Here is a 21,440-nt window from a genome sequence, read left to right as displayed (position 1 = left end):
TGAATTCACTCCGAGTGCTTTGGAAAAAACAAAACGCGGCTTGTGACCGCGTCAGGGACTTTTGTGAGTCCTTTTGATTGTAAAAACGCGCTTACACGCGGTCGGCGGGGGTTTACCCTGCGACCTCTTGTCAAACGAAGCGTTTCTTGATCGCGGCAGCAATGCCGTCGGCATCGAGACCGATCGATGCAAGCAGCTTGGCCGGATCGCCGTGCTCGATGAAGCGGTCGGGCAGGCCCAGTTGCAGCACCGGCTTCTGCACGCCCGCAGCCTGCAGGGCCTCGACCACCGCACTGCCCGCGCCGCCCATGACGGCGCCCTCTTCGAGCGTGACGAGCGCGTCGTGCGTGCCCGCCACTTGAAGCAGCAACTCGACGTCGAGCGGCTTGGCCCAGCGCATGTTGACCACGGTGGCGTCGAGCGACTCGGCCGCCGTGAGCGCCGGGTACAGCAGGGTGCCGAACGCGAGGATGGCGATGCGCTGGCCTTCGCGGCGGACCTCGCCCTTGCCGAAGGGCAGCGCGTCGAGCGTGAGATGCGGCGTGGTGCCGGCGCCCGCGCCGCGCGGGTAGCGCACGGCCACCGGGTGGTTCTGCTCGTAGGCGCTCGTCAGCAGCTGGCGGCACTCGCGCTCGTCGGCCGGGCAGGCGATGCTCATGTTGGGAATGCAGCGCAGGAACGGGATGTCGTACGCACCCGCGTGCGTGGCGCCGTCGGCGCCCACGAGGCCCGCGCGGTCGAGCGCGAACACCACGGGCAGGTTCTGGATCGCCACGTCGTGGATCAGCTGGTCGTAGGCGCGCTGCAGGAAGGTCGAGTAGATCGCCACCACGGGCTTCAGGCCCTCGCAGGCCAGGCCGGCCGCGAAGGTGACGGCGTGCTGCTCGGCGATGCCGACGTCGTAGTAGCGGTCGGGAAAGCGCTTTTCGAACTCCACGAGCCCCGAGCCTTCGCGCATCGCGGGCGTGATGCCCACGAGGCGGCCGTCGTGCGCGGCCGTGTCGCACAGCCACTGGCCGAAGACCTGCGTGAAGGTCTGCTTGGCGGCCGTGGTCGACTTGACCAGCCCCACCTGCGGATCGAACTTGCCCGGGCCGTGGTAGGCCACCGGGTCGGCCTCGGCCAGCTTGTAGCCCTGCCCTTTTTTCGTGACCACGTGCAGGAACTGCGGGCCGTCCAGGTGCTTGAGGTTCTCGAGCGTGGGCACCAGCGAGTCGATGTCGTGGCCGTCGATGGGGCCGACGTAGTTGAAGCCGAACTGCTCGAACAGCGTGGCCGGCACGACCATGCCCTTGGCATGCTGCTCCAGGCGCTTGGCCAGCTCGAACAGCGGCGGCGCATTGCGCAGCACGCTCTTGCCGACGCTCTTGGCGGCGGCGTAGAAGTTGCCGCTCATGAGCTGCGCGAGGTAGCGGTTGAGCGCGCCCACCGGCGGGCTGATCGACATGTCGTTGTCGTTCAGGATGACCAGCAGCTTGCAGTCGCACACGCCCGCGTTGTTGAGCGCCTCGAAGGCCATGCCGGCCGTGAGCGCGCCGTCGCCGATGATGGCCACGGCATGGCGCTTCTCGCCCTTTTGCTTGGCGGCCATGGCCATGCCGAGCGCGGCCGAGATGCTGGTCGACGAGTGGGCGGTGCCGAAGGTGTCGTACTCGCTTTCGGTGCGCTGCGGAAAGCCCGAGATGCCGCCGAGCTGGCGCAGCGTGGGCATGCGCTCGCGCCGGCCCGTGAGGATCTTGTGCGGGTAGGTCTGGTGGCCCACGTCCCACACCAGCCGGTCGTGCGGCGTGTTGAACACATGGTGCAGCGCCACCGTCAGCTCGACCGTGCCGAGGTTGGAGCTCAGGTGGCCGCCGGTGCGCGAGACGTTGTCGAGCACGCAGGCGCGCACCTCGTCGGACAGCTGCTTGAGCTGGGCCCGGTCGTACTGGCGGATCGGCGAAGGGTCGTGGAGAGTGGGAAGCAGCGGAGCCATGGTTTTTCTTTTCTCAGTGTTCCATCACGCACGCATGACGCGCGGCGCACGAAACTGCCGCGATTCAGTCGGGGAGACACCGCAGAACCGGCTTTGCCGGGCTGCTGGTGTCGCCCCCTGAAAGGGGGTTGGCGAAGCGACACGAAGTGCGCGAAGACTGGGGGTAAGTTTCATCCTAGCGGTCGCGGTCGACCACCATGTGGGCCAGGGCGCGCAGTGCCGAGGTGTCGGCCAGGCCGCTCTTGTTCAGTGCGGCGATGGCATCGGCAAGAAGCTGGCTCGCCTGCGCGCGCGCGCCGTCCAGGCCGAGCAGCGACACGTAGGTGGGCTTGTCGGCCGCGGCGTCCTTGCCGGCGGTCTTGCCCAGGGTTTGCGAGTCGGCGGTGACGTCGAGGATGTCGTCGACCACCTGGAACGCCAGGCCGATGGCGGCGCCGTAGTCGCGCAGCGCCGCCAGCGCGGCCGGCGACACGGTGCCGCAGGCGGCGCCCATCTCGACGCTGCCCTGCAGCAGCGCGCCGGTCTTCAGGCGGTGCATTTCGCGCAGCTGGGTTTCGTTCAGTGCGATGCCGACGCTGGCCAGGTCGATGGCCTGGCCGCCGGCCATGCCCTGGCTGCCGGCGGCGCGCGCCAGCAGGCGGCACAACAGGGCCTGCATGGCCGCGGGCACCTCGTCGCCCTCGGGCGTGAGCAGTTCGAAGGCCAGCGCCTGCAGCGCGTCGCCCGCGAGCAGCGCGTCGGCTTCGCCGAACTTCACGTGCACGGTGGGCTTGCCGCGGCGCAGCACGTCGTTGTCCATGCACGGCAGGTCGTCGTGCACCAGCGAATAGGCGTGGATGAGTTCGGTGGCGCAGGCCGCACGCAGCGCGGCGTGGGCGTTGCCGCCGACCGCTTCGTTGGCCGCAAGCACCAGCAGCGGCCGCAGCCGCTTGCCGCCGTCGAGCACGGCATAGCGCATGGCGTCGCCCAGCAGCACCGGCGCATCGACGCCGACCCAGCGCGACAGCGCCGCTTCGACCGTGGCCAGGTGGGGCTCGGCCCAGCCGGCCAGCGTCTTCGCGTCCCAGGGGGTGGTGGCAGTGGAGGTCATCGGGACGGCGCTCATTCGGCCGTCCAGGGCTTGAGGCTGCCTGCGTCGAGCACCTTGATCTGGTCCTCGACCGCCTGCAGCTTGTCGCGGCAGAAGCCGAGCAATGCGGCGCCGCGCTGGTAGCTGCCCAGCAGCTGGTCCAGCGGCAGCTGGCCCGATTCGAGTTCTGCAACCAGTTGTTCCAGTTCCTGGAGCCCGGCTTCGTAGCTGGCGGGCAGCGGCCCGGTGTCGGGCGTCGCCGCCGGGCTGGTCGTGGAAGGAGAAGGCACCTTGGGCATGCAACGAATCGTGGATGAAACGAAGCATTTTAGGGCGGGGCGCAACGAACCGCCGGGCAGCCTGTGCACCTGTGCGCGACCCTTTGCAACACCCTGTAGGACGCCCGGCCATGCGAGGCAAAAACCCGGCGGGCGCAAAAATGCCCCCCGGGTACAATCCCCGCTTCCCCCGCCGGTCACACCGGCACACCTCTTCGGGCCGTCACCCTTGCAGACGGCGCCTTCCGTTTTTTTCTTTTTTTCTCCCTGTGGGGAGCTTGGTCAGGTCCTCCATGTCTGATTTAAGTCTTCAACTGCAGCAGGCCGCGAGCCAACTTCCAGTTACCGCGTATTTCGACGAGGCCTTGTACGCCCGCGAAATGCAGAACCTTTTCGCGCGAGGGCCCCGCTACGTCGGGCACCGACTGGCCGTGCCCGAGCCGGGTGACTTCCACACCCTGCCGCAAGAACACCAGGGCCGCGCGCTGGTCCACACGCCCAAGGGCGTGGAGCTCATCTCGAACGTCTGCCGCCACCGCCAGGCCCTCATCCTGCAGGGCCGGGGCCAGCTCGACACCCAGACCGGCGGCAACATCGTCTGCCCCCTGCACCGCTGGACCTACGCCGCGAAAGATGCGCGCACCACCGGCACGCTGATCGGCGCCCCGCATTTCGACCAGGACCCGTGCCTGAACCTGCACAACTACCCGCTCACCGAATGGAACGGTCTTCTGTTCGAGAAGAACGCCGACGGCAGCGGCCGTGACGTGGCGGCCGACATGGCGGGCCTGGGCCCGCAGGCCGACCTCGACTTCTCGGGCTACGCGCTCGACCGCGTCGAGCTGCACGAGTGCAACTACAACTGGAAGACCTTCATCGAGGTCTACCTCGAGGACTACCACGTCGGCCCGTTCCACCCCGGCCTGGGCAGCTTCGTCACCTGCGACGACCTGCGCTGGGAGTTCAAGCCCGAGTTCTCGGTGCAGACGGTGGGCGTGGCCAACCGCCTGGGCCGTGCGGGCAGCCCGGTCTACCAGAAGTGGCAGGAGCAGCTGCTCAAGTACCGCGACGGCAAGCCGCCGAAGTACGGCGCGATCTGGCTCACCTACTACCCGCACGTGATGATCGAGTGGTACCCGCACGTGCTCACGGTGTCGACGCTGCACCCGGTGAGCCCGACCAAGACGCTCAACATGGTCGAGTTCTTCTACCCCGAGGAAATCGTCGCCTTCGAGCGCGAGTTCGTCGAGGCCCAGCAGGCCGCCTACATGGAGACCTGCGTGGAGGACGACGAGATCGCCGAGCGCATGGACGCCGGGCGCCGCGCGCTCATGCTGCGCGGCGACAACGAAACCGGCCCCTACCAGAGCCCCATGGAAGACGGCATGCAGCAGTTCCACGAGTGGTACCGCAACGCGATGCAACAACCACGCGCCTGAACGCCGCCCCGCCCCGCACCCGCCGGGGCTTTCTTTTTTCTGATCTGGATGTCAATCGATGCAAGCGCTGTGGATGGTGCTCGGGGCCTTTCTGTTCGCTACCATGAGCGTGGTCGTGAAGGTGGCCTCGCAATGGTTCAACAGCGGTGAGATGGTCCTGGGGCGCGGCCTCATCGGCATCGTGTTTCTCTGGCTGCTGGCGCGCAACCGCGGCACCTCGCTCGCCACCAAGTACCCCGGCATGCACGCCTGGCGCAGCACCATCGGCGTGGTGTCGCTGGGCGCGTGGTTCTACGCCATCGCCCACATGCCGCTGGCCACGGCCGTCACGCTCAACTACATGAGCAGCGTGTGGGTCGCGGCCTTCCTGGTCGGCGGCGCGCTGCTGGCCTGGGTGCCGGTGCCCGGGCGCGACGGCCGCATCGAGCGCCCGCCGCTGCAGGGCCCGCTGGTGATGACCGTGCTCGCGGGCTTTGCCGGCGTGGTGCTCATGCTCAAGCCCACGGTGGGCGGCGGCGACGGCTTCGCGGGCATGCTGGGCCTGCTGTCGGGCGTCACGGCCGCCTTTGCCTACATGCAGGTGGTGGCGCTGTCGCGCATCGGTGAGCCCGAGCTGCGCACGGTCTTCTACTTCGCGGTCGGCTCGGCCGTGGCCGGCGCCTTCGCCACGGCCGCGACCGGGTTTTCGGGCGGCAGTTCGTGGACGTGGCAGCATGCGCTGTGGCTGCTGCCGATCGGCCTCTTGGCCGCCCTCGGACAGCTGTGCATGACCCGCGCCTACGCCACCGCCAAGACCCAGGCCGGCACACTGGTGGTGGCGAACCTGCAATATTCGGGCATCGTGTTCGCGGCCTTCTACAGCGTGGTGCTGTTCGACGACCGCATCGACGCGGCCGGCTGGGGCGGCATGGCGCTGATCATCGCCAGCGGCATCGCGGCCACCGTGCTGCGGCAGCGGGCCGTGCCGAAGGCGCCGGCCGAGGAACACTGAACGCAGCAGCCACGGCACTTGTCGCCGAACCATTTTTCGAAGGAGCTCTCACCATGTACACCACCCTCATCTCCGTCGAACAACTCAGGCAGCTGCGCGAGGGCGACTCGCCCCTCATGGTTTTCGACTGCAGCTTCGACCTCATGAAGCCCGAGGCCGGCGCGCAGCTGTACGCCGCCGTGCACATCCCGGGCGCGCAGTACGCCAACCTCGACACCGACCTCAGCGCCAAGCACGGCCTGCCCGGCGCGCGCGGCGACGTGGTGGTGGCGCAGGACGACGGCGTGCCCGCCTCGGGCGGACGCCATCCGCTGCCCAGCCGCGAGAAGTTCGCGGCCTGGCTGTCGTCCGTGGGTTTCTCCAACACGATGCAGGCCGTGGTGTACGACCGCAACGGCGCCAACTACTGCGGGCGCCTGTGGTGGATGCTCAAGTGGATGGGCCACGACGCCGTGGCCGTGCTCGACGGCGGCCTGCAGGCCTGGCAGGCCGCGGGCGGCGAAGTGACCGACCGCGAGGAGCCCGCGCGCTTCCAGTCGAATTTCGTACAGGGCGAGCCGATTGCCAAGCTCGTGACCACTGACACCGTGGTGCGCCGGCTCGGTCAACCTGACCAGCAGCTGATCGACGCGCGTGCCGGTGCACGTTACCGCGGCGAGGTGGAACCTCTGGACCCGATCGCGGGTCACATCCCCGGGGCCCTGAACCGGCCCTTCGCCGACAACATCGGTCCCGACGGCAAGTTCAAGCCCGCCGCGCAACTGCGCGCCGAGTTCGAAGCGCTGCTCGCGGGGCGCGATGCGGCGACCGTCGTCCACCAGTGCGGCAGCGGCGTGAGCGCCGTGCCCAACCTGCTCGCGATGCAGATCGCGGGGTTCGGGACGACCGCGCTCTATGCCGGCAGCTGGAGCGAATGGAGCAACACGCCGGGGCTGCCGACCCGGCAAGGCGCAGAACCATGATGCACACCCTGCACACCCGACTTCGACGCACCTCGTCCGGCTTCGCACTGACCGCCGCCGCGCTGTTCGCGGCCGCCGCCCTTCCCGCACACGCCCAGCAACAGCACGCGCATGTGCACGGCCAGCTCAAGCTCGACGTGGCCATCGACGGGCCCACCATCGTGATCGCCATGGAATCGCCGCTGGACAACATCGTCGGCTTCGAGCGCGCGCCCAAGACCGACGCCGAGAAGAAGACCGTCGAAGCCGCCATCGCCCAGCTGCGCGCGGCCGACAAGCTCTTCACCATCGACCCCGCCGCCAACTGCAAGCTCGGCCCCGTCGATCTGCGCTCCGGTGCGCTCGGCCTGGGCAACCCCGACCCCGCCGAATCGAGCGGCCATGCCGACCTCGACGCCTCTTTCTCCTTCAACTGCACGCAGGCCGCCGCCGCGAAGTTCATCGACCTGAACCTGTTCACGGCCTTCAAGGGCGCACGCCAGATCGACGTGCAGATCGCCTCCGCGCAAGGCCAGTTCAAGCGCCAGCTGAAGCGCCCGAGCGGCGCGCAGGCGGCGCAGCCTTCCCGCCTGACGCTGGGCAAGTGACAGCGTGAGCACCACCCCGCAGGCCGAGACCACGCCCTTGCGCGCCGTGCTCGCCGCCGAAGCCCTGCGCTTCACCTGGCCCGGCGTGAAGACACCGTGCATCGACATCGAGGCCCTGCGCATCACGGCGGGTGAATCCGTGTTCCTGCACGGCCCGAGCGGCTGCGGCAAGAGCACTTTGCTGTCGCTGCTGGCTGGCGTGCTGGTGGCCGACGAAGGCCGCGTCACGCTGCTGGGCCACGACTGGTCGAAGCTCTCGGGCACGCAGCGCGACCGCGCCCGCGTGGCGCACGTGGGCTACATCTTTCAGCAGTTCAACCTGCTGCCCTACCTGAGCGTGCTCGACAACGTGCTGCTGCCCTGCCGCTTCTCGGCGCGGCGCGAGGCGCAGGCGGCGCGCAACGGCAGCTCGCGCGACGAAGCGGAGCACCTGCTCGACCAGATGGGCCTGGACCGCGCGCTGTGGAAGCGCCAGGCGCTGCAGCTGTCCGTGGGCCAGCAGCAGCGCGTGGCCGCGGCGCGCGCGCTCATCGGCCAGCCCGAGGTCGTCATCGCTGACGAGCCCACCTCCGCGCTCGACGAAGACCGGCGCGAAGCCTTTCTCGACGTGCTGCTCACGGCCTGCGCCGTGAACCACAGCGCGCTCGTGTTCGTGAGCCACGACCAGCGCATCGCGCAGCGCTTTGCCCGGCATGTGCTGCTGCCGGAGATCAACCGTGCGGCGAGCAGCGCGATGGCGGTGGACGCATGAAAGCGTTGTTCTCCATTGCATGGCGCAGCGCCTGGAACCGCCGCTTCACGCTCGCGCTCACCGTGTTCTCGATTGCGCTGTCGACCTTCCTGCTGCTGGGCGTCGAGCGCATCCGCACCGAGCTGCGCGAGAACTTCGCGTCGTCGGTGTCGGGCACCGACCTCATCGTAGGCGCGCGCACCGGCTCCACGCAGCTCCTGCTGTACTCGGTGTTCCGCATCGGCGCGGCCACCAACAACATCTCGTGGAAGAGCGTGCAGGCGCTGCAGGCCCACCCCGGTGTCGACTGGGTGGTGCCGCTGTCGCTGGGCGATTCGCACCGCGGCTTCTCGGTGCTCGCCACCACGCCCGAGTACTTCACACACTTTCGCTACGGCGACCGCCAGACCTTGAAGCTGCGCGAAGGCAAGCCCTTCGACGCGCTGTTCGATGCCGTGGTCGGCGCCGAGGTGGCCGACAAGCTCGGCTACCACGTGGGCCAGAAGATCACGCTGGCGCACGGCAGCGGCGAGCTCAACGTGGCCGAGCATGCCGACAAGCCCTTCACCGTGGTGGGCGTGCTCGCGCGCACCGGCACGCCGGTCGACCGCACGGTGCACATCGGCCTCGCAGCGATGGAAGCCATCCACCTCGAATGGGTGGGCGGCGCGCCGATGCCGGGCGTGAAGATTCCGGCCGAGCAGGTGCGCAAGTTCGACCTCACGCCCAAGAACGTGACAGCCGCGCTCGTGGGCCTGAAGAACCGCGCCGCCGTGTTCGGTGTGCAGCGCTGGATCTCCACCTACACCGGCGAACCGCTGATGGCCATCCTGCCCGGCGTGGCACTCGACGAGCTGTGGAGCGTGATCGGCATCGGCGAGAACGCGCTGCTGCTGATGTCGGCCCTGGTCGCGCTCGTGAGCCTGGCGGGGCTGGTGTCGGTGGTGATGGCGGGCCTGAACGAACGCCGCCGCGAGCTCGCCGTGCTGCGCGCCGTGGGCGCGGGCCTGCGCCATGTGCTGGCGCTGCTGGCGCTCGAAGGCGCGCTGGTCACCGTGCTGGGCGTGCTGCTGGGCGTGACGATGGCGGTGCTCGGCATCGCCCTGCTCTCGCCATGGCTGCAGGCGCAGTTCGGGCTGACGCTGAGCCTGTCCGAACCTACACTGAACGAATGGCTGCTGACGGCGAGCCTGCTGGTCGCCGGCTGGCTCGCGAGCCTGCTGCCCGGCATCCGGGCCTACCGCCTGTCGCTGGCCGACGGCCTTTCTCCGAGAATCTGACCATGACGAAGACCTCCACACCCCGCGTGCTCACCGCCCTGTCGATGCTGCTGGCCGGCGCCGGCCTCGCAGCCGCCGCCTGGGCCGCCGAGCCCGCACCGAAGGACACCACCGCGACCAACCCGCTGGGCGGCAAGCCGGCCGCCACCGCGCCGCAGGCCGCGGCGGGCCAGCCGCGCCAGATCAGCTGGGAAGAGCTGGTGCCCAAGGACTGGGACCCGGCCAAGGCCTTCAAGGGCATCGACCTGAGCACGCTCGACGACGGCGACCCGCGCGCCAACGAGCTGCTGATGAAGATGCAGGAGGTGTCGAACAACGCGCCCACCAACCCCGCGCTCAACGGCGTGGAAGTGAAGATCCCCGGCTTCATCGTGCCGCTCGAAGAGGCCAAGGGCGAGGTCACCGAGTTCCTGCTCGTGCCCTACTTCGGCGCCTGCATCCACACGCCGCCGCCGCCGGCCAACCAGATCCTGCACGTCATTCCGCAAAAGGGCGCCAAGTTCCGCGCCATGGACACCGTGTGGGTCACCGGCAAGCTGCAGACGCTGCGCAACGACTCGATGATGGGCGTGAGTGGGTACCACGTGAAGGCCAGCAGCGTCACCAAGTACTCGGGCGGCGCCAAGTAACGACACAGAGGTTCTTCCCCGGGCGACAGCCGCGTCGCCCGGTGGTCTCGTGGTCCTGCGCCGACAGCACAGACGGCGCACCGCCGACACAGACCGTTGCATCCGGGGCGCAGGCTGTGTCATCGCCTGCGCTGGCCCGCCGTTGAAGGAGTTCCGGGCACCATGCCGGCGTCTTCAGGACATGCCAGATGACACCCTCTCCCCACCGCCCCCTTCTTCAGCGGCGCCTCATGGCTTCGCTGTGCGTCGCAGCGTTGTTCGTGGCGGGCTGCGACAAGCCCGCACCACAGCCTCCAGCCGCTGAAGCACCGGCCACCCAGGCACCAGCGCCCGCGCCCGTCGCCGCACCGGTGCCCGCCGCCTACACGCCGCCCTCGGCCGAACAGCTCTACCAGCTGGTCGCACCCATCGCGCTGTACCCCGACAAGCTCGTCGCGCAGATCCTGGCCGGCGCCACCTACCCCGAGCAGATCACCGCGGCCCACGGCTGGCTGCAGCAGAACCCCACGCTCAAGGCCGGCCCGCTCGCCGACGCCGCCAACCAGCAGCCCTGGGACCCGAGCGTGAAGTCGCTCACCGCGTTCCGCCCCGTGATCGACCAGATGGCCGGCAACATCGCGTGGACCACCTCGCTGGGCAAGGCCTACTACAACGACCCGGCCGACGTGATGAACGCGATCCAGGTGATGCGCCAGCGCGCGTCGAAGGCCGGTCGCCTCAAGAACAACGACAAGCTGCGCATCGCGCGCGCCGCGACGCCGCCCAACTACACGCCCGCGCCCGACATGCAGCCGATGTACGCGGGCCCCACGGTGATCGAGCCGCCCGAGGAGCTCATCACCATCGAGCCCGTGCAGCCCGACGTGGTGTACGTGCCGCGCTACGACCCGCAGGTGGTGTACGACGCGCCCATGCCCGTCTACCCCGGCTATGCCTATGCACCGCCGCCGGTGGTGGTCGAGCCCGGCTACAGCCCCGGCCAGGTGGCCGCCGTGGGCGCCCTCGCCTTCGGCAGCGGCGTGATCGTCGGCTCGGCGCTGGAGCGCCACGGCTGGGGCTGGAACGCCTGGAACATGAACTGGGGCGCGCCGCGCTGGCGCGACCGCGCGGCGCCGCCGCCACCGGCCTACCGGCCCGCGGTGGTCTACAACAACAGCACGTATGTCTCGCGCTCGACCACGGTGGTCAACAACGTGCGCAACGTCTACACCAACAACTACGCGGGCGATCGCAACGGCCCGCCACCCGGCGCACCGGCGTGGCAGGCAGCGCAGCAGCAACAGCTGCTGCAACAACAGGCGCGTGCCCAGCAGCAACAACAGCAACAGGCGCTGATGCAGCAGCAGGCGGCCCAGAACCAGTTGCGCGAGCAACAGCAGGCCCAACAGGAACAGGCTCGGCGCCAGCAGCAGGTGCAGCAGGAACAGGCCTTGCGCCAACGCCAGGACCAGCAGGAGCAGGCACGACGCCAGCAGATGCAGCAGCAACAGGCCGCGCAGAACCAGCAACGCCAACAGCAGGCGCAGCAGGAACAGGCACGGCGTCAGCAGCAGATGCAGCAGGACCAGGCCCTGCGTCAACGGCAGGATCAGCAGGAACAGGCCCGTCGCCAGCAGATGCAGCCACAGCAGGCCGCGCAGGACCCGCAGCGTCAACAACAGGCCCAGCAGGAGCAGGCACGGCGTCAGCAGCAAGCGCAGCAGGAACAAGCCCGTCGCCAACAGATGCAACAACAGCAGGCCGCGCAGGATCCGCAGCGTCAGCAGCAGGCCCAACAAGAGCAGACACGACGTCAGCAGCAAGCGCAACAGGAACAAGCCCGTCGCCAACAGATGCAGCAACAGCAGGCCGCGCAGGACTCGCAACGTCAACAACAGGCTCAGCAGGAGCAGGGCCGCCGCCAACAGATGCAGCAGCAACAGGCGCAACAGGAACAGCTACGGCGCCAGCAGGAACAGCAGCAGGCCCAGGCGGCGCAGCGGCAGCAGCAACAGCAGCAGGCGCAGCAGGAACAGGCCCGGCGTGCGCAGCAGATGCAGCAACAAGCTCAGCAGGCTCAGCAGGCTCAGCAGGCTCAGCAGGAGCAGGCCCGTCGCCAGCAGCAGTTGCAACAGCAACAACAGGCGCAGGCCCAGGCCGCACAACAGCAACGCCAGGCCCAGATGGAACAGGCGCGCCAGATGCAGATGCAACAGCAGCAAGCCGCCCAGGCCCAGCTGCGCCAGCAGCAGGAGCAGATGCACCGGCAACAGATGCAGCAACAGCAGCAGATGCAGCAGGCGGCGCAGAACCAGGCGCGCCAGCAACAGCAGCAACAACAGGAACAGATGCGGCACCAGCAGGCGCAGCAGCAACAGATGCAGCAGCAGGCGCAAGCGCAGGCTCAAGCGGCGGCTGCCGCCGCCCATCGCCGCCGCCCGGGCGATCCCAACGCACCGCAGTGAACCCGCGGCCCCTGCCGCGGGCGCACTGCGCGCTACAGGCTCAGTTCTTGCCGATCTCGGTCAGCAGCCGCGTCACGAGGTACAGGCGCGGCACGATCGAGTCGACCTCGATGTACTCGTCGCGTGCGTGGTAGCCGAAGCCCGCGAGGCCGAAGCTCTCGACCACCGTGGCCTTGCCCGAGCGGCCCGCGAAGCCCGCGTCGGTGCCGCCGCCGGTCATTGGCGTCAGCGCCAGTTCGCGGTCGAGTTCCTTGTAGATCGCCTGCGCCTTCTCAGCCAGCGCGCGGCCCTTGGCGCCCGCGACGAAGGCCGGGCGGCCCACCTCGACCTTCACCGTGGTCTCGGTGTCGGGAATCAGCTTGCCGCTGGCGATCTTGGCCTGCAGCGCTTCGGTGAGTTTCTTCTCGGCGCCGGGTTGCGTGATGCGGATGTCGCCCAGCGCCTGCGCCTTCTCGGTGATCTGGTTGATCGGGCCGGTGGCGCGCGCCACGGTCCAGTTCAGCGTCACGCCGGGGATGTCCTTGGCCAGGTCCTTGGTCTGCAGCATCTGGTACGACAGCTCGTACAGCGCGTTGCGGCCCAGCTCGGGCGCGGCGCCGGCGTGCGCCGCACGGCCCTTCACCTCGAGCGTGGCCTGCGCGATGCCGGCCGCGCCGAGCAACAGCGACTCGCCCTTGGCCACCGCCTTGGCGGCCGTCGGCTCGAAGGACAGCACCGTGTCGTGCAGGTCGGCCGTGGTGGCGATGAGTTCGCCCGAGCCCACCGAGCCCACCTCTTCGTCGGGGTTCACGAGCACGGTGAGCGTGTCGTAGTCGCGCCAGCCCGCGTCGGCCAGGATCTTCAGCGACGCCATCATCACCGCGAGGCCGCCCTTGTCGTCGGCGATGCCGGGACCGTAGATGCGGTTGCCGTCCACCTTGTAGGGCTGGGTGTTCAGGATGCCCTGCGCGTACACCGTGTCCATGTGGCCCTGCAGCATGATCTTGCGCTTGCCCGTGCCCTTGATCGTGCCGATGACGATGTCGGCACCCGCGCCGGCCGAAGCCTTGCGGCGCTCCGTCTTGAAGCCGGCGGCCTTCAGCCGCCCTTCGATCACGTCGGCCATCTTCATCAGGCCCTCGACGTTCAGGCTGCCCGACTCGATGGCCACCATTTCCTTCAGGTTGTCGATGACGGCGGGCTGCGCCTTCTCGGCAGCGGCGAGCAGCTTCGCATCGGGCGCCGCCTGCGCGGTGGCCACGGCGCCGAGCGCCAGGCCGCAGGCCAGGGCGATGGAACGCAGGGAAAAGAAAGACGAGGTACGCACGGTCATGAGAGTCTCTTTTCTTGGAGTGATTGGCGGGCGCCAGCATAGCGACATGGCGGGCGAATCGGCGCAAATCGGCGACAGCGCCCGGCCGGCGGTTTACAGTGCGCCGCACCCTTCCACACACCGCGCATCGAAAACCATGAGCCTCGCGAACGACGCCAGATTCTGGGACCGCAGCTCGCGCCGCTACGCGAAGAGCGCCATCGCGGACGAGGCCGGCTACGCGCGCACGCTGGAGCGGACCCGCGCCCTGTTCAAGCCCGACGCGCGCGTGCTCGAGCTGGGCTGCGGCACCGGCACGACGGCCCTGCGCCTGGCGGGCCACGTTCGCGCGTACCTGGCCACGGACATCGCCGACGGCATGATCGCCATCGCCGAAGAGAAGCACGCCGCCGCCCCGGTCCCCGGCCTGGCGTTCCGCGTGGCGACCGCCGAGACGCTGGCACCGGACGAAGGCCCCTTCGACGCCGTGCTGGGCTTCAACTACCTCCACCTGGTGCGCGACCTGCCCGGCACGCTGCGCCGCATCCACGCCCTGCTCGCACCGCCGGGCCTGTTCATCTCCAAGACGCCCTGCCTCGGTGACATGACCCCGCTGCTTCGGCTGGCCTTGCTCCCCGCGATGCGCGCGATCGGGCTGGCGCCGCATGCCGGTGTGTTCCGGGCGGCGGAGCTCGGGGCGCATCTGCAGGCGGCCGGCTTCGAGGTGCTTGCCACCGAGAACCACGCGACGAAGGGTGGCGAGAACCGTCCTTACATCGTCGCGCGCTAGCACTGATCAGGGCTTCGGCGCATGCTGTCGCCCTGCCCCGATCCGCTACCATCCGACCCGCGGTGCAAGCCGCGCCCGGGCCCGCGGGAAGGGTTGAACCCACTTGCCTTCTTCATGACGATCCACAGCCTTTTGTGCAGCCGGATTTGCGGGTCATCGGCGCCTGATGCACGGAGGTTTCCATGAAGCGCATTCCCGCCCGGCCCGACATCGGCCACCTGAAGAAGCAAGCCAAGGAACTGCTGGCGCTCTACCGAAGCAACGACCCCGAGGCCTTTCACCGGTTTCGCAGCGCCCTGCCGGCCGCATCGGGCAAGACCGACGCCACCCTGGCAGCCCAGGGCTTGCGCCTGCACGATGCCCAGTCGTGCGTGGCGCGCGAGTACAGCTTCGCGTCGTGGGCCGACCTGCAAGGCTTTGTCCTCACCCGCAGGGCGCAGGTCGATGACCCGGCCCAAGCGGTGCTCCACTGGCTGCGCCTCGTGTATGCGGGCGACATCACTGGCGGCACGAACCGCGCACGGCCTGCGGTGGCCCTGCGCATGCTCGACGAGAACCCCGCCCTGCTGACGGGCGGCGACCCGTACCTGGCCTGCGCCATCGGCGATGAGGCCACGCTGCGCCATGTCACCGCGCAAGACCCGGCATGGGTCCATCGCGCGGGCGGCCCACTGCAACTGCCGCCCCTCGTGGCCATCACGCACTCCGGCCTGATGCGACTGCCGGGCCATCGCGAACGCCTGCACGCATGCGCGAAGTTCCTGCTCAACGCCGGCGCCTCGCCCGATCAATCGGCCGGCAACCGCTGGCCGCCCGCATCGCTCGAAGCGCCCGCCGACACCGAGCGGCTGTCCGCGCTGTATGGCGCGGCCGGTCAGAACCACGACCCTGAACTCACGAAGCTGCTGCTCGACGCCGGGGCCGACCCGAACGACGGCGAATCGCTGTACCACTCGCTGGACCAGCCTGCCTGCACGAAGCTGCTGCTGGAAGCCGGCGCACGCGTGACGGGTTCGAACGCGCTGTACCGGGTGCTCGACCTGGACGACGTCGAGACGCTGCGCCTGTTGCTTGCACATGGCGGCGATGCGAACGAACAGCCGCAGGGTCCGCCCATCTTGGACTGGGGTTCGCCACTGCTGTGGGCCATTCGCCGCCGCCGTTCACCGGCGCACATCGAGGCCTTGCTGGCCGCCGGCGCACACCCCAACGTGTTCACGCCAGATGGCACGCCCGCCCACACCGTCGCCCTGCGCTTCGGGCTGACCGAGGTCGCGCAGCTCCTGCAGGCCGCGAGCGGCGACCAGGCGCCACTCTCCACCAGCGAAGCCTTCATCGCCGCCTGCGCGCGCGGCGACGAAACCACGGCGCGAGACCTGCAGGCACGACACCCCGGCCTCATCGGCACGCTCGACACCACACAGCTTCGCCTGCTGCCGGAACTCGCAGCCCAGGGCTGCAGCGATGCGGTGAAGGCGATGGTCACGCTCGGCTGGCCACTCGAGGTCCGCGGTGGCGATTGGGACGCCTCGGCGCTCAACCACGCCGTGTTCTGCGGCGATGCGGCGCTTGTCCGGTTCCTGCTCGAACACGGCGCGGACTGGCAGGCGCCGCACGGCTTCGGCGACAACGCCTGCGGCACCTTGTCGTGGGCTTCGCTGAACGAGCCTGTCGATGGCGGCGACTGGGTCGGTTGCGCGCAGGCCCTGGTGGCCCACGGCATGCCTTCCGCACGGCCCGACCCGGAGCGTGCGGACGGCGTGCTCATCGGTGCGCGGCGCGGCGTGTTCTCGGACGAGGTCACGGAATTTCTGCTCGCGGCATCTGCTGGCGCGGCGCGCCCGTAGTGCCGATGGCCACGTGAAGAGGCCTCAGTACTTCCAGAAGATCTTCTGGATTTCCTTGGTATCGCGGGTCTTGGTCAACGCCAGCGCCATCAGCAGGCGAGCCTTCTGCGGGTTCTGGTCGTCGACGACGATGTAGTCGTTCTTGTCGTCGTCGACTTCGCCGTTGCGCACCACGACGCCGCTGCCGGTGCGCGTGGCGCGCACGATGAAGACACCCTTCGAGCGCGCCTCCTTGACGGCATCCGCGATGTAGTCCGCGATGCTGCCGTTGCCGGTGCCATCGTGAATGATCGCCTTCGTGCCTGCTGCCACCAGTGCATCGTAGGGCGCGCGGCTCATGTTGCCGTGCCCGTAGACGATGTTGACCTCCGGCAGCGACCGGATCTGGTCGATGTCGAACTCGCTGGCAACGGTGTGCGGCCGGATCGGGGCCCGGTAGAACAGCGGCTTGCTCTCCACGACGTAGCCCAGCGGGCCATAGGGCGACTTGAAGGTCTCGACCTTCAGGCTGTTCGACTTGGTCACGTCGCGGGCCGTGTGGATCTCGTCATTCAGCACCACCAGCACGCCCTTTCCCACGGCCTCCTTGCTGGCGGCAACGACGGCCGCGTTGTAGATGTTCAGCGGGCCATCGGCGCTCAGTGCCGTGCCGGGTCGCATGGCCCCCACCAGCACCACGGGCTTCGTGCTCTTCAGCGTGAGGTTCAGGAAGTAGGCCGTCTCCTCGATGGTGTCCGTGCCGTGGGTGACCAGCACGCCATCCACGTCCCCGGACTTGAGAAGTTCGGAAACCCTGTGCGCCAGCTTGAGCAGCCGCTCGTTGTTGAAGCTCTCGGAGCCGATCTGGAAGATCTGCTCGCCCTTCACGTTGGCGACGTTCTTCAGCTCGGGCACCGCGGCAATGATCTTGTCCACGGCCACGACCGCGGACTGGTAGGCGCCGGTGTTGGCGCTCGACGCACCGACGCCGGCAATCGTTCCCCCGGTCCCGATCACGACCAGGTTGGCCTTCTTCGCCTCCTGGGCCAACGCCGGCACACTGCCCGCCGCCAGCATCAGGAATCCGCACGCAAGGTGGCGGGTCATCCGCATCATCGATAGCTTCATATGTCTCCGTGATTTGATTGAACGTCGGGCGCCGCCAGAGCGAAAGAAAACGATCGATCTGCCCTCGCGGCAGCACCAGGAAGCACGACTCCGCACTGCACTTTCACAGGGGAACGTCCCATGGCGAGGCGATTGTTGCGGATCGATCGGCGGGCCGGTTATCACTTTTTGCACGCAGCCCATGCCGCAGTCTCATGGGCTGGCGCGGTCGATGCATGCGCTACAAACGCCTCCATGCAGCCTCATCTTCGAACCCCGCGCCTGGTCCTTCGACCCTTCACCATCGCCGATGCGGATGACGTTCAACGCATCGCAGGAGATGTGCGCGTCGCCGAGCCGACGGCCAACGTTCCCCATCCCTACCCCGACGGCGCGGCGCAGGCGTGGATCGCATCCCACGCGGACATGTTCAGCGCCGGAGACGGGGTCGTCTACGCCGTGACGAGCGCAGAGAACGGGGAGTTGCTGGGCGCCGTGCAACTCGCTCATCGGTCCACGCTCCACCGCCGCGCCGAACTGGGCTACTGGATCGCCTTTACGCACTGGTCGACCGGCATCTGCTCCGAAGCCGTCGGGGCACTCATCCATTACGCACACCACGAACTCGGATTGAGTCGCATCGTCTGCAGCTGCCTTCCGAAGAACATCGGCTCTGCGCGCGTCATTCAAAAGGCAGGGTTCCTCCTGGAAGGGCGCCTCGTGAAGCACGTGAACCACCGCGGCGCCTTCGAAGATTTGCTGACCTACGGCCTGAACCTGCCTGACAGATAGAAACAGAAACAAGGCGCTCATGCCGCTTGCAGCCAGGCGGCGGCTTCGGGCCTCACTGTGTGCGCGAGATTCGATAGGATGACGGCGCCTTGGCTGCATGCGGTCAAGCGTCGACCCCACTGGCTGAACCTCGCAGCGTGCCACCGAGAAAAACGAACGCGCGAGGCCCCCATTGACTCACAGGGAGTGAACAGAATGAAGCCTCATCCGCTCAAGCACCGCGCAGTGCGGGCCTTCCACCTCGTCGCATCCGCCTGCGCGGCAGCGACCTTGCTGACGGCAGTGCCCGCGCAAGCGGCCGACAACTGGACCGAGATCGCCACCACCCCTCGCAAGAAGGTGCTGCTCCAGCGCGAGTCGGTCAAACCGCATGGCGATGCCGTGGAGGCATGGACGCTCTATCGCTACGAAGAGCTGCAGACCGACGTGGGCAAGACCCCGTTTCGCACCTCGCGCTATCTCTACGACTACGACTGCAAGGGCGGGCGCGAAAAGATGCGCCGCGTCATCAGCCACAACGGGCCGCTGGAGGTGCACGACATCGACCTCGCCCGGCGCAGCGATTGGAAGCCCGTGGGCGGCCCCACCACGGTGAGCGGCATCGTGTTCAAGCACGTGTGCGCGCAGGCGCGTTGATCGGGATGACGACGCCTTGACGACCCCGCTCGACGACCTGGCTGTCGCCGCCATCGGGTACGCGCCTTCGGATGAAGAGTCCGAGGCGGCCGCACGCCCGCCGTATCCGATGCCGACCGCGCTGGTTCCGTTCCAGGACGCGGCGCGAACCGCCCTGCGCACGCGCCTCACGCAGGGCCCCGACCCTGACCCCTTCTGCTCGCGGCGCCTCTACGAATCCGCCCTGCGTTTCAGCGCCTGCGCGCCCACGGTCATCAGTGAGCACACCGACTTCAACGTGAGCGACGCTGTCTGCATGCTGCTGGCGGGCGGGTTGATTCCGGTGGCCACGGCGCAACGCGCCATCGAGGTGAGCGCCTCCGACCTGGCGCCACGCTTCCTGCAGCGCGCCATCGTCTACCGCCTGCTGGCCGACGGGGATCTGCCCGGCGCCATGCAGGCCGCGGCAAGCCCGCACTTCGGCGATGCGCAATGGGTCGGTTGGCGGGCCATCGGCGAGCACCATGCGGCGCATGCCGATGCGCGGGCGTTCCTGGCCCTGTGGCCGAACTATGTGTCGCGCCACGAACGCCACTGGGTGGACAGCATGCGGCGCCAGTTGGTCAAGGCCGTCTCCCGGCGCCATGGTTGGCGCGACGCCCTGGCGTTGACGCGCGACAAGCGGATCGGCACCAAGGGCCACGTCCACGGCATGGCCTTCATCGCACTGCAGCCGCTGGCGAAAGAAACCGCCGTGCTCGAACTGGACCACCTGCTGGCCACCGCGCCCGAACTGGCTGAGCTGGACACCTCATTCGATGCGCTGGCTCGCCTGCAGCTGCTGGTGGACGCCCTGCGCGCCAGCACGCCGCACGCACCTGCAGACGATCCCCCGGCCCTGGATGCGGTCCTGGCGCGCATCATCGCCGTCGACGCCACGGTCTCGAAGGCGCAGAGCCGGCGCCGGGACTGGCTGCTGATGGACTGCTGGCCTCTCATCGGCGATGCGGCCACGCTCAAGCGCGTGCGTGCCGCCATCCGCGCGCCGTCGTACAAGCGAGAGCTGGCGAAGCTCGCCAAGGACATTCCGGCGGTTTCGCCGGACGGCACAGGGACCGGCGGCATCTGACGATCTGGCCCACGTTGCCAGCAGGGAATATCCACTGCTACGATGCCCTTCCGCGGGAAAACAGCCTCCCGCGCTGCAAAGCAAGACGGTGTCCCGTCCAAGCGCTGGTGACCCTCAACGGAGTTTTCCGTGGACACCGCCTTGCCTGACGCCCCCTCAGCGCTTCCTGCGCCCCCCACGCCCATTTCCTTTGCCGAAGCGTTTCGCTTCTGGCTCAAGCTCGGATTCATCAGCTTCGGCGGGCCCGCCGGGCAGATCGCGATCATGCATGCGGAGCTGGTCGAGCGGCGGCGCTGGATCAGCGAGAAGCGCTTCCTGCATGCGCTGAACTTCTGCATGCTGCTGCCCGGCCCCGAGGCGCAGCAGCTGGCCACCTACATCGGCTGGCTCATGCACCGCACGCGCGGCGGCATCGTGGCCGGCGCCCTGTTCGTGCTGCCCTCGCTGTTCATCCTCATCGCGCTGTCGTGGGTCTACCTGCGCTTCGGCAACGTGCCGGTGGTGGCGGGCATCTTCTACGGCATCAAGCCCGCGGTCACCGCGCTGGTGCTGCACGCGGCACACCGCATCGGCAGCCGCGCGTTGAAGAACCGGTGGATGTGGGGCATCGCCGCCGCGGCCTTCGTCGCCATCTTCGCGTTCGACGCGCCGTTTCCGGCGATCGTGCTGGCCGCCGGCCTCATCGGCCACTTCGGCGCGCGACGGGCGCCCGAGGTGTTCGCACTCGGCGGCGGCCATGGCAGCGCGCAGCAGCACTACGGCCCGGCGCTGATCGACGACGACACGCCCACGCCAGCGCACGCACGCTTTTCCCGCGCGCACCTGCTCAAGATCCTGGGCATCGGCCTGGGCCTGTGGCTGCTGGCCATGGGCGTGCTCGTCGCGACCCAGGGCCTGCACGGCACGCTCTCGCAGATGGGATGGTTCTTCACCAAGGCCGCGCTCTTGACCTTCGGCGGCGCCTATGCCGTGCTGCCCTACGTCTACCAGGGGGCCGTCGAGCAGTACCACTGGCTCTCGGGCGCGCAGATGATCGACGGGCTGGCGCTGGGAGAAACCACGCCGGGGCCGCTCATCATGGTCGTGGCCTTCGTCGGCTTTGTCGGCGGCTGGCTGACGCAGGTGCTGGGGCCCGATTCGCTGTTCCTCGCCGGCGCGCTGGCCGCGACGGTCGTCACCTTCTTCACCTTCCTGCCCTCGTTCATCTTCATCCTGGCCGGCGGGCCCGCCATCGAGGCCACGCACGGCCGGCTGGGCTTCACGGCGCCGCTGTCGGCGATCACCGCGGCGGTGGTGGGCGTGATCCTGAACCTGGCGCTGTTCTTCGCGTACCACGTGCTCTGGCCGCATGGCTTTGCAGGCCGCTTCGATGCGGTGTCGGCGGTGATGGCCGTGGCCGCGACGCTCGCCCTGTTCCGCTTCAAGGTCGGCGTGATGCCACTGCTCGGTGCCTGCGCGGCCATCGGGCTGGCGCTCACGTGGCTGTCTGCCCTGCCGCGCTGAAGG

Annotated in this window: 19 protein-coding genes; 14 read left to right on the top strand and 5 right to left on the bottom strand. The window is 68.6% G+C overall.

The genetic code is table 11. The features are described 5' to 3' along the window. Positions 1-130: 130 nt before the first annotated feature. The 3 genes from dxs to xseB form a co-directional block, all read right to left on the bottom strand. The gene (gene dxs / locus AC3WQM_RS08200) at positions 131-1,975 is read right to left on the bottom strand and encodes a 1-deoxy-D-xylulose-5-phosphate synthase (protein WP_492677842.1); all 1,845 of its coding nucleotides are present in this window, start codon (positions 1,973-1,975) and stop codon (positions 131-133) included. 175 nt (positions 1,976-2,150) lie between these two features. Further along, entirely contained in the window at positions 2,151-3,065 is a 915-nt protein-coding gene (locus tag AC3WQM_RS08195; RefSeq protein ID WP_492677840.1) for a polyprenyl synthetase family protein, read from the bottom strand. Positions 3,066-3,076: 11 nt separating this feature from the next. Beyond that, positions 3,077-3,343 carry an exodeoxyribonuclease VII small subunit gene (gene xseB / locus AC3WQM_RS08190; RefSeq protein WP_062468817.1) on the bottom strand — a complete coding sequence of 89 codons (267 nt, stop codon included), beginning with the start codon at positions 3,341-3,343 and terminating at the stop codon, positions 3,077-3,079. A 272-nt stretch (positions 3,344-3,615) separates the two neighbouring features. On the opposite strand from xseB, the gene AC3WQM_RS08185 reads away from it, so the two are divergent. The 8 genes from AC3WQM_RS08185 to AC3WQM_RS08150 all read left to right on the top strand — a co-directional run bounded on the left by AC3WQM_RS08185 (position 3,616) and on the right by AC3WQM_RS08150 (position 12,384). Then, a complete protein-coding gene (locus tag AC3WQM_RS08185; protein WP_139701876.1) occupies positions 3,616-4,761 on the top strand; it encodes an aromatic ring-hydroxylating oxygenase subunit alpha in 1,146 nt (381 codons plus the stop codon). A 58-nt stretch (positions 4,762-4,819) separates the two neighbouring features. After that, complete coding sequence (locus AC3WQM_RS08180; RefSeq protein WP_369644206.1) at positions 4,820-5,752, top strand: DMT family transporter; 933 nt, start codon at positions 4,820-4,822, stop codon at positions 5,750-5,752. Between the two features lie 53 nt (positions 5,753-5,805). Beyond that, positions 5,806-6,714 (top strand): sulfurtransferase, encoded by a 909-nt coding sequence (locus AC3WQM_RS08175; protein WP_492677838.1) that lies wholly within the window; start codon positions 5,806-5,808, stop codon positions 6,712-6,714. Next, positions 6,711-7,301: a DUF2796 domain-containing protein gene (locus AC3WQM_RS08170; RefSeq protein ID WP_492677836.1), complete on the top strand. Its 591-nt coding sequence runs from the start codon at positions 6,711-6,713 to the stop codon at positions 7,299-7,301. Before AC3WQM_RS08175 ends, AC3WQM_RS08170 begins: the two co-directional genes overlap by 4 nt. Positions 7,302-7,305: 4 nt before the next feature. Further along, positions 7,306-8,052: an ABC transporter ATP-binding protein gene (locus tag AC3WQM_RS08165; protein ID WP_492677834.1), complete on the top strand. Its 747-nt coding sequence runs from the start codon at positions 7,306-7,308 to the stop codon at positions 8,050-8,052. Further along, positions 8,049-9,311, top strand: coding sequence for an ABC transporter permease (locus AC3WQM_RS08160; protein ID WP_139701878.1), 1,263 nt, complete (start codon positions 8,049-8,051; stop codon positions 9,309-9,311). Before AC3WQM_RS08165 ends, AC3WQM_RS08160 begins: the two co-directional genes overlap by 4 nt. Before the next feature lie 2 nt (positions 9,312-9,313). After that, positions 9,314-9,940: a DUF3299 domain-containing protein gene (locus AC3WQM_RS08155; RefSeq protein ID WP_070061814.1), complete on the top strand. Its 627-nt coding sequence runs from the start codon at positions 9,314-9,316 to the stop codon at positions 9,938-9,940. A 188-nt stretch (positions 9,941-10,128) separates the two neighbouring features. Beyond that, entirely contained in the window at positions 10,129-12,384 is a 2,256-nt protein-coding gene (locus AC3WQM_RS08150; RefSeq protein ID WP_492677832.1) for a DUF3300 domain-containing protein, read from the top strand. Between the two features lie 40 nt (positions 12,385-12,424). On the opposite strand, the gene AC3WQM_RS08145 is transcribed toward AC3WQM_RS08150, so the two are convergent. Further along, positions 12,425-13,696, bottom strand: coding sequence for a M20/M25/M40 family metallo-hydrolase (locus AC3WQM_RS08145; RefSeq protein WP_492677830.1), 1,272 nt, complete (start codon positions 13,694-13,696; stop codon positions 12,425-12,427). 136 nt (positions 13,697-13,832) lie between these two features. On the opposite strand from AC3WQM_RS08145, the gene AC3WQM_RS08140 reads away from it, so the two are divergent. Then, complete coding sequence (locus AC3WQM_RS08140; RefSeq protein ID WP_492677828.1) at positions 13,833-14,465, top strand: class I SAM-dependent methyltransferase; 633 nt, start codon at positions 13,833-13,835, stop codon at positions 14,463-14,465. A 182-nt stretch (positions 14,466-14,647) separates the two neighbouring features. Continuing rightward, positions 14,648-16,312, top strand: coding sequence for an ankyrin repeat domain-containing protein (locus AC3WQM_RS08135; RefSeq protein ID WP_492677826.1), 1,665 nt, complete (start codon positions 14,648-14,650; stop codon positions 16,310-16,312). Between the two features lie 24 nt (positions 16,313-16,336). Here the strand turns inward: AC3WQM_RS08135 and AC3WQM_RS08130 are convergent, their stop codons facing one another. Continuing rightward, on the bottom strand, positions 16,337-17,398 hold the full coding sequence (locus AC3WQM_RS08130; RefSeq protein ID WP_492677824.1) for a type II asparaginase: 1,062 nt from the start codon (positions 17,396-17,398) through the stop codon (positions 16,337-16,339). A 255-nt stretch (positions 17,399-17,653) separates the two neighbouring features. Here AC3WQM_RS08130 and AC3WQM_RS08125 point away from each other — a divergent pair, with 255 nt between their 5' ends. The 4 genes from AC3WQM_RS08125 (at position 17,654) to chrA (ending at position 21,437) form a co-directional block, all read left to right on the top strand. After that, positions 17,654-18,190 (top strand): GNAT family N-acetyltransferase, encoded by a 537-nt coding sequence (locus AC3WQM_RS08125; protein WP_492677822.1) that lies wholly within the window; start codon positions 17,654-17,656, stop codon positions 18,188-18,190. A gap of 195 nt (positions 18,191-18,385) precedes the next feature. Further along, positions 18,386-18,826 carry a surface-adhesin E family protein gene (locus tag AC3WQM_RS08120; protein WP_492677820.1) on the top strand — a complete coding sequence of 147 codons (441 nt, stop codon included), beginning with the start codon at positions 18,386-18,388 and terminating at the stop codon, positions 18,824-18,826. A gap of 16 nt (positions 18,827-18,842) precedes the next feature. Then, a complete protein-coding gene (locus AC3WQM_RS08115) occupies positions 18,843-19,934 on the top strand; it encodes a hypothetical protein (RefSeq protein ID WP_492677818.1) in 1,092 nt (363 codons plus the stop codon). 129 nt (positions 19,935-20,063) lie between these two features. Next, positions 20,064-21,437: a chromate efflux transporter gene (gene chrA / locus AC3WQM_RS08110; protein WP_492677816.1), complete on the top strand. Its 1,374-nt coding sequence runs from the start codon at positions 20,064-20,066 to the stop codon at positions 21,435-21,437. Positions 21,438-21,440: the final 3 nt, after the last annotated feature.

This window comes from Variovorax sp. FW301-JW7, from assembly GCF_058788795.1.
This window is presented reverse-complemented; position numbering and strand designations above follow the sequence as displayed.

Coding starts and splice junctions, on each gene's coding strand:
- dxs (WP_492677842.1), bottom strand. CDS start 1,975: ATGGCTCCGCTGCTTCCCACTCTCCACGACCCTTCGCCGATCCGCCAG.
- AC3WQM_RS08195 (WP_492677840.1), bottom strand. CDS start 3,065: ATGACCTCCACTGCCACCACCCCCTGGGACGCGAAGACGCTGGCCGGC.
- xseB (WP_062468817.1), bottom strand. CDS start 3,343: ATGCCCAAGGTGCCTTCTCCTTCCACGACCAGCCCGGCGGCGACGCCC.
- AC3WQM_RS08185 (WP_139701876.1), top strand. CDS start 3,616: ATGTCTGATTTAAGTCTTCAACTGCAGCAGGCCGCGAGCCAACTTCCA.
- AC3WQM_RS08180 (WP_369644206.1), top strand. CDS start 4,820: ATGCAAGCGCTGTGGATGGTGCTCGGGGCCTTTCTGTTCGCTACCATG.
- AC3WQM_RS08175 (WP_492677838.1), top strand. CDS start 5,806: ATGTACACCACCCTCATCTCCGTCGAACAACTCAGGCAGCTGCGCGAG.
- AC3WQM_RS08170 (WP_492677836.1), top strand. CDS start 6,711: ATGATGCACACCCTGCACACCCGACTTCGACGCACCTCGTCCGGCTTC.
- AC3WQM_RS08160 (WP_139701878.1), top strand. CDS start 8,049: ATGAAAGCGTTGTTCTCCATTGCATGGCGCAGCGCCTGGAACCGCCGC.
- AC3WQM_RS08155 (WP_070061814.1), top strand. CDS start 9,314: ATGACGAAGACCTCCACACCCCGCGTGCTCACCGCCCTGTCGATGCTG.
- AC3WQM_RS08150 (WP_492677832.1), top strand. CDS start 10,129: ATGACACCCTCTCCCCACCGCCCCCTTCTTCAGCGGCGCCTCATGGCT.
- AC3WQM_RS08145 (WP_492677830.1), bottom strand. CDS start 13,696: ATGACCGTGCGTACCTCGTCTTTCTTTTCCCTGCGTTCCATCGCCCTG.
- AC3WQM_RS08140 (WP_492677828.1), top strand. CDS start 13,833: ATGAGCCTCGCGAACGACGCCAGATTCTGGGACCGCAGCTCGCGCCGC.
- AC3WQM_RS08135 (WP_492677826.1), top strand. CDS start 14,648: ATGAAGCGCATTCCCGCCCGGCCCGACATCGGCCACCTGAAGAAGCAA.
- AC3WQM_RS08130 (WP_492677824.1), bottom strand. CDS start 17,398: ATGACCCGCCACCTTGCGTGCGGATTCCTGATGCTGGCGGCGGGCAGT.
- AC3WQM_RS08125 (WP_492677822.1), top strand. CDS start 17,654: ATGCAGCCTCATCTTCGAACCCCGCGCCTGGTCCTTCGACCCTTCACC.
- AC3WQM_RS08120 (WP_492677820.1), top strand. CDS start 18,386: ATGAAGCCTCATCCGCTCAAGCACCGCGCAGTGCGGGCCTTCCACCTC.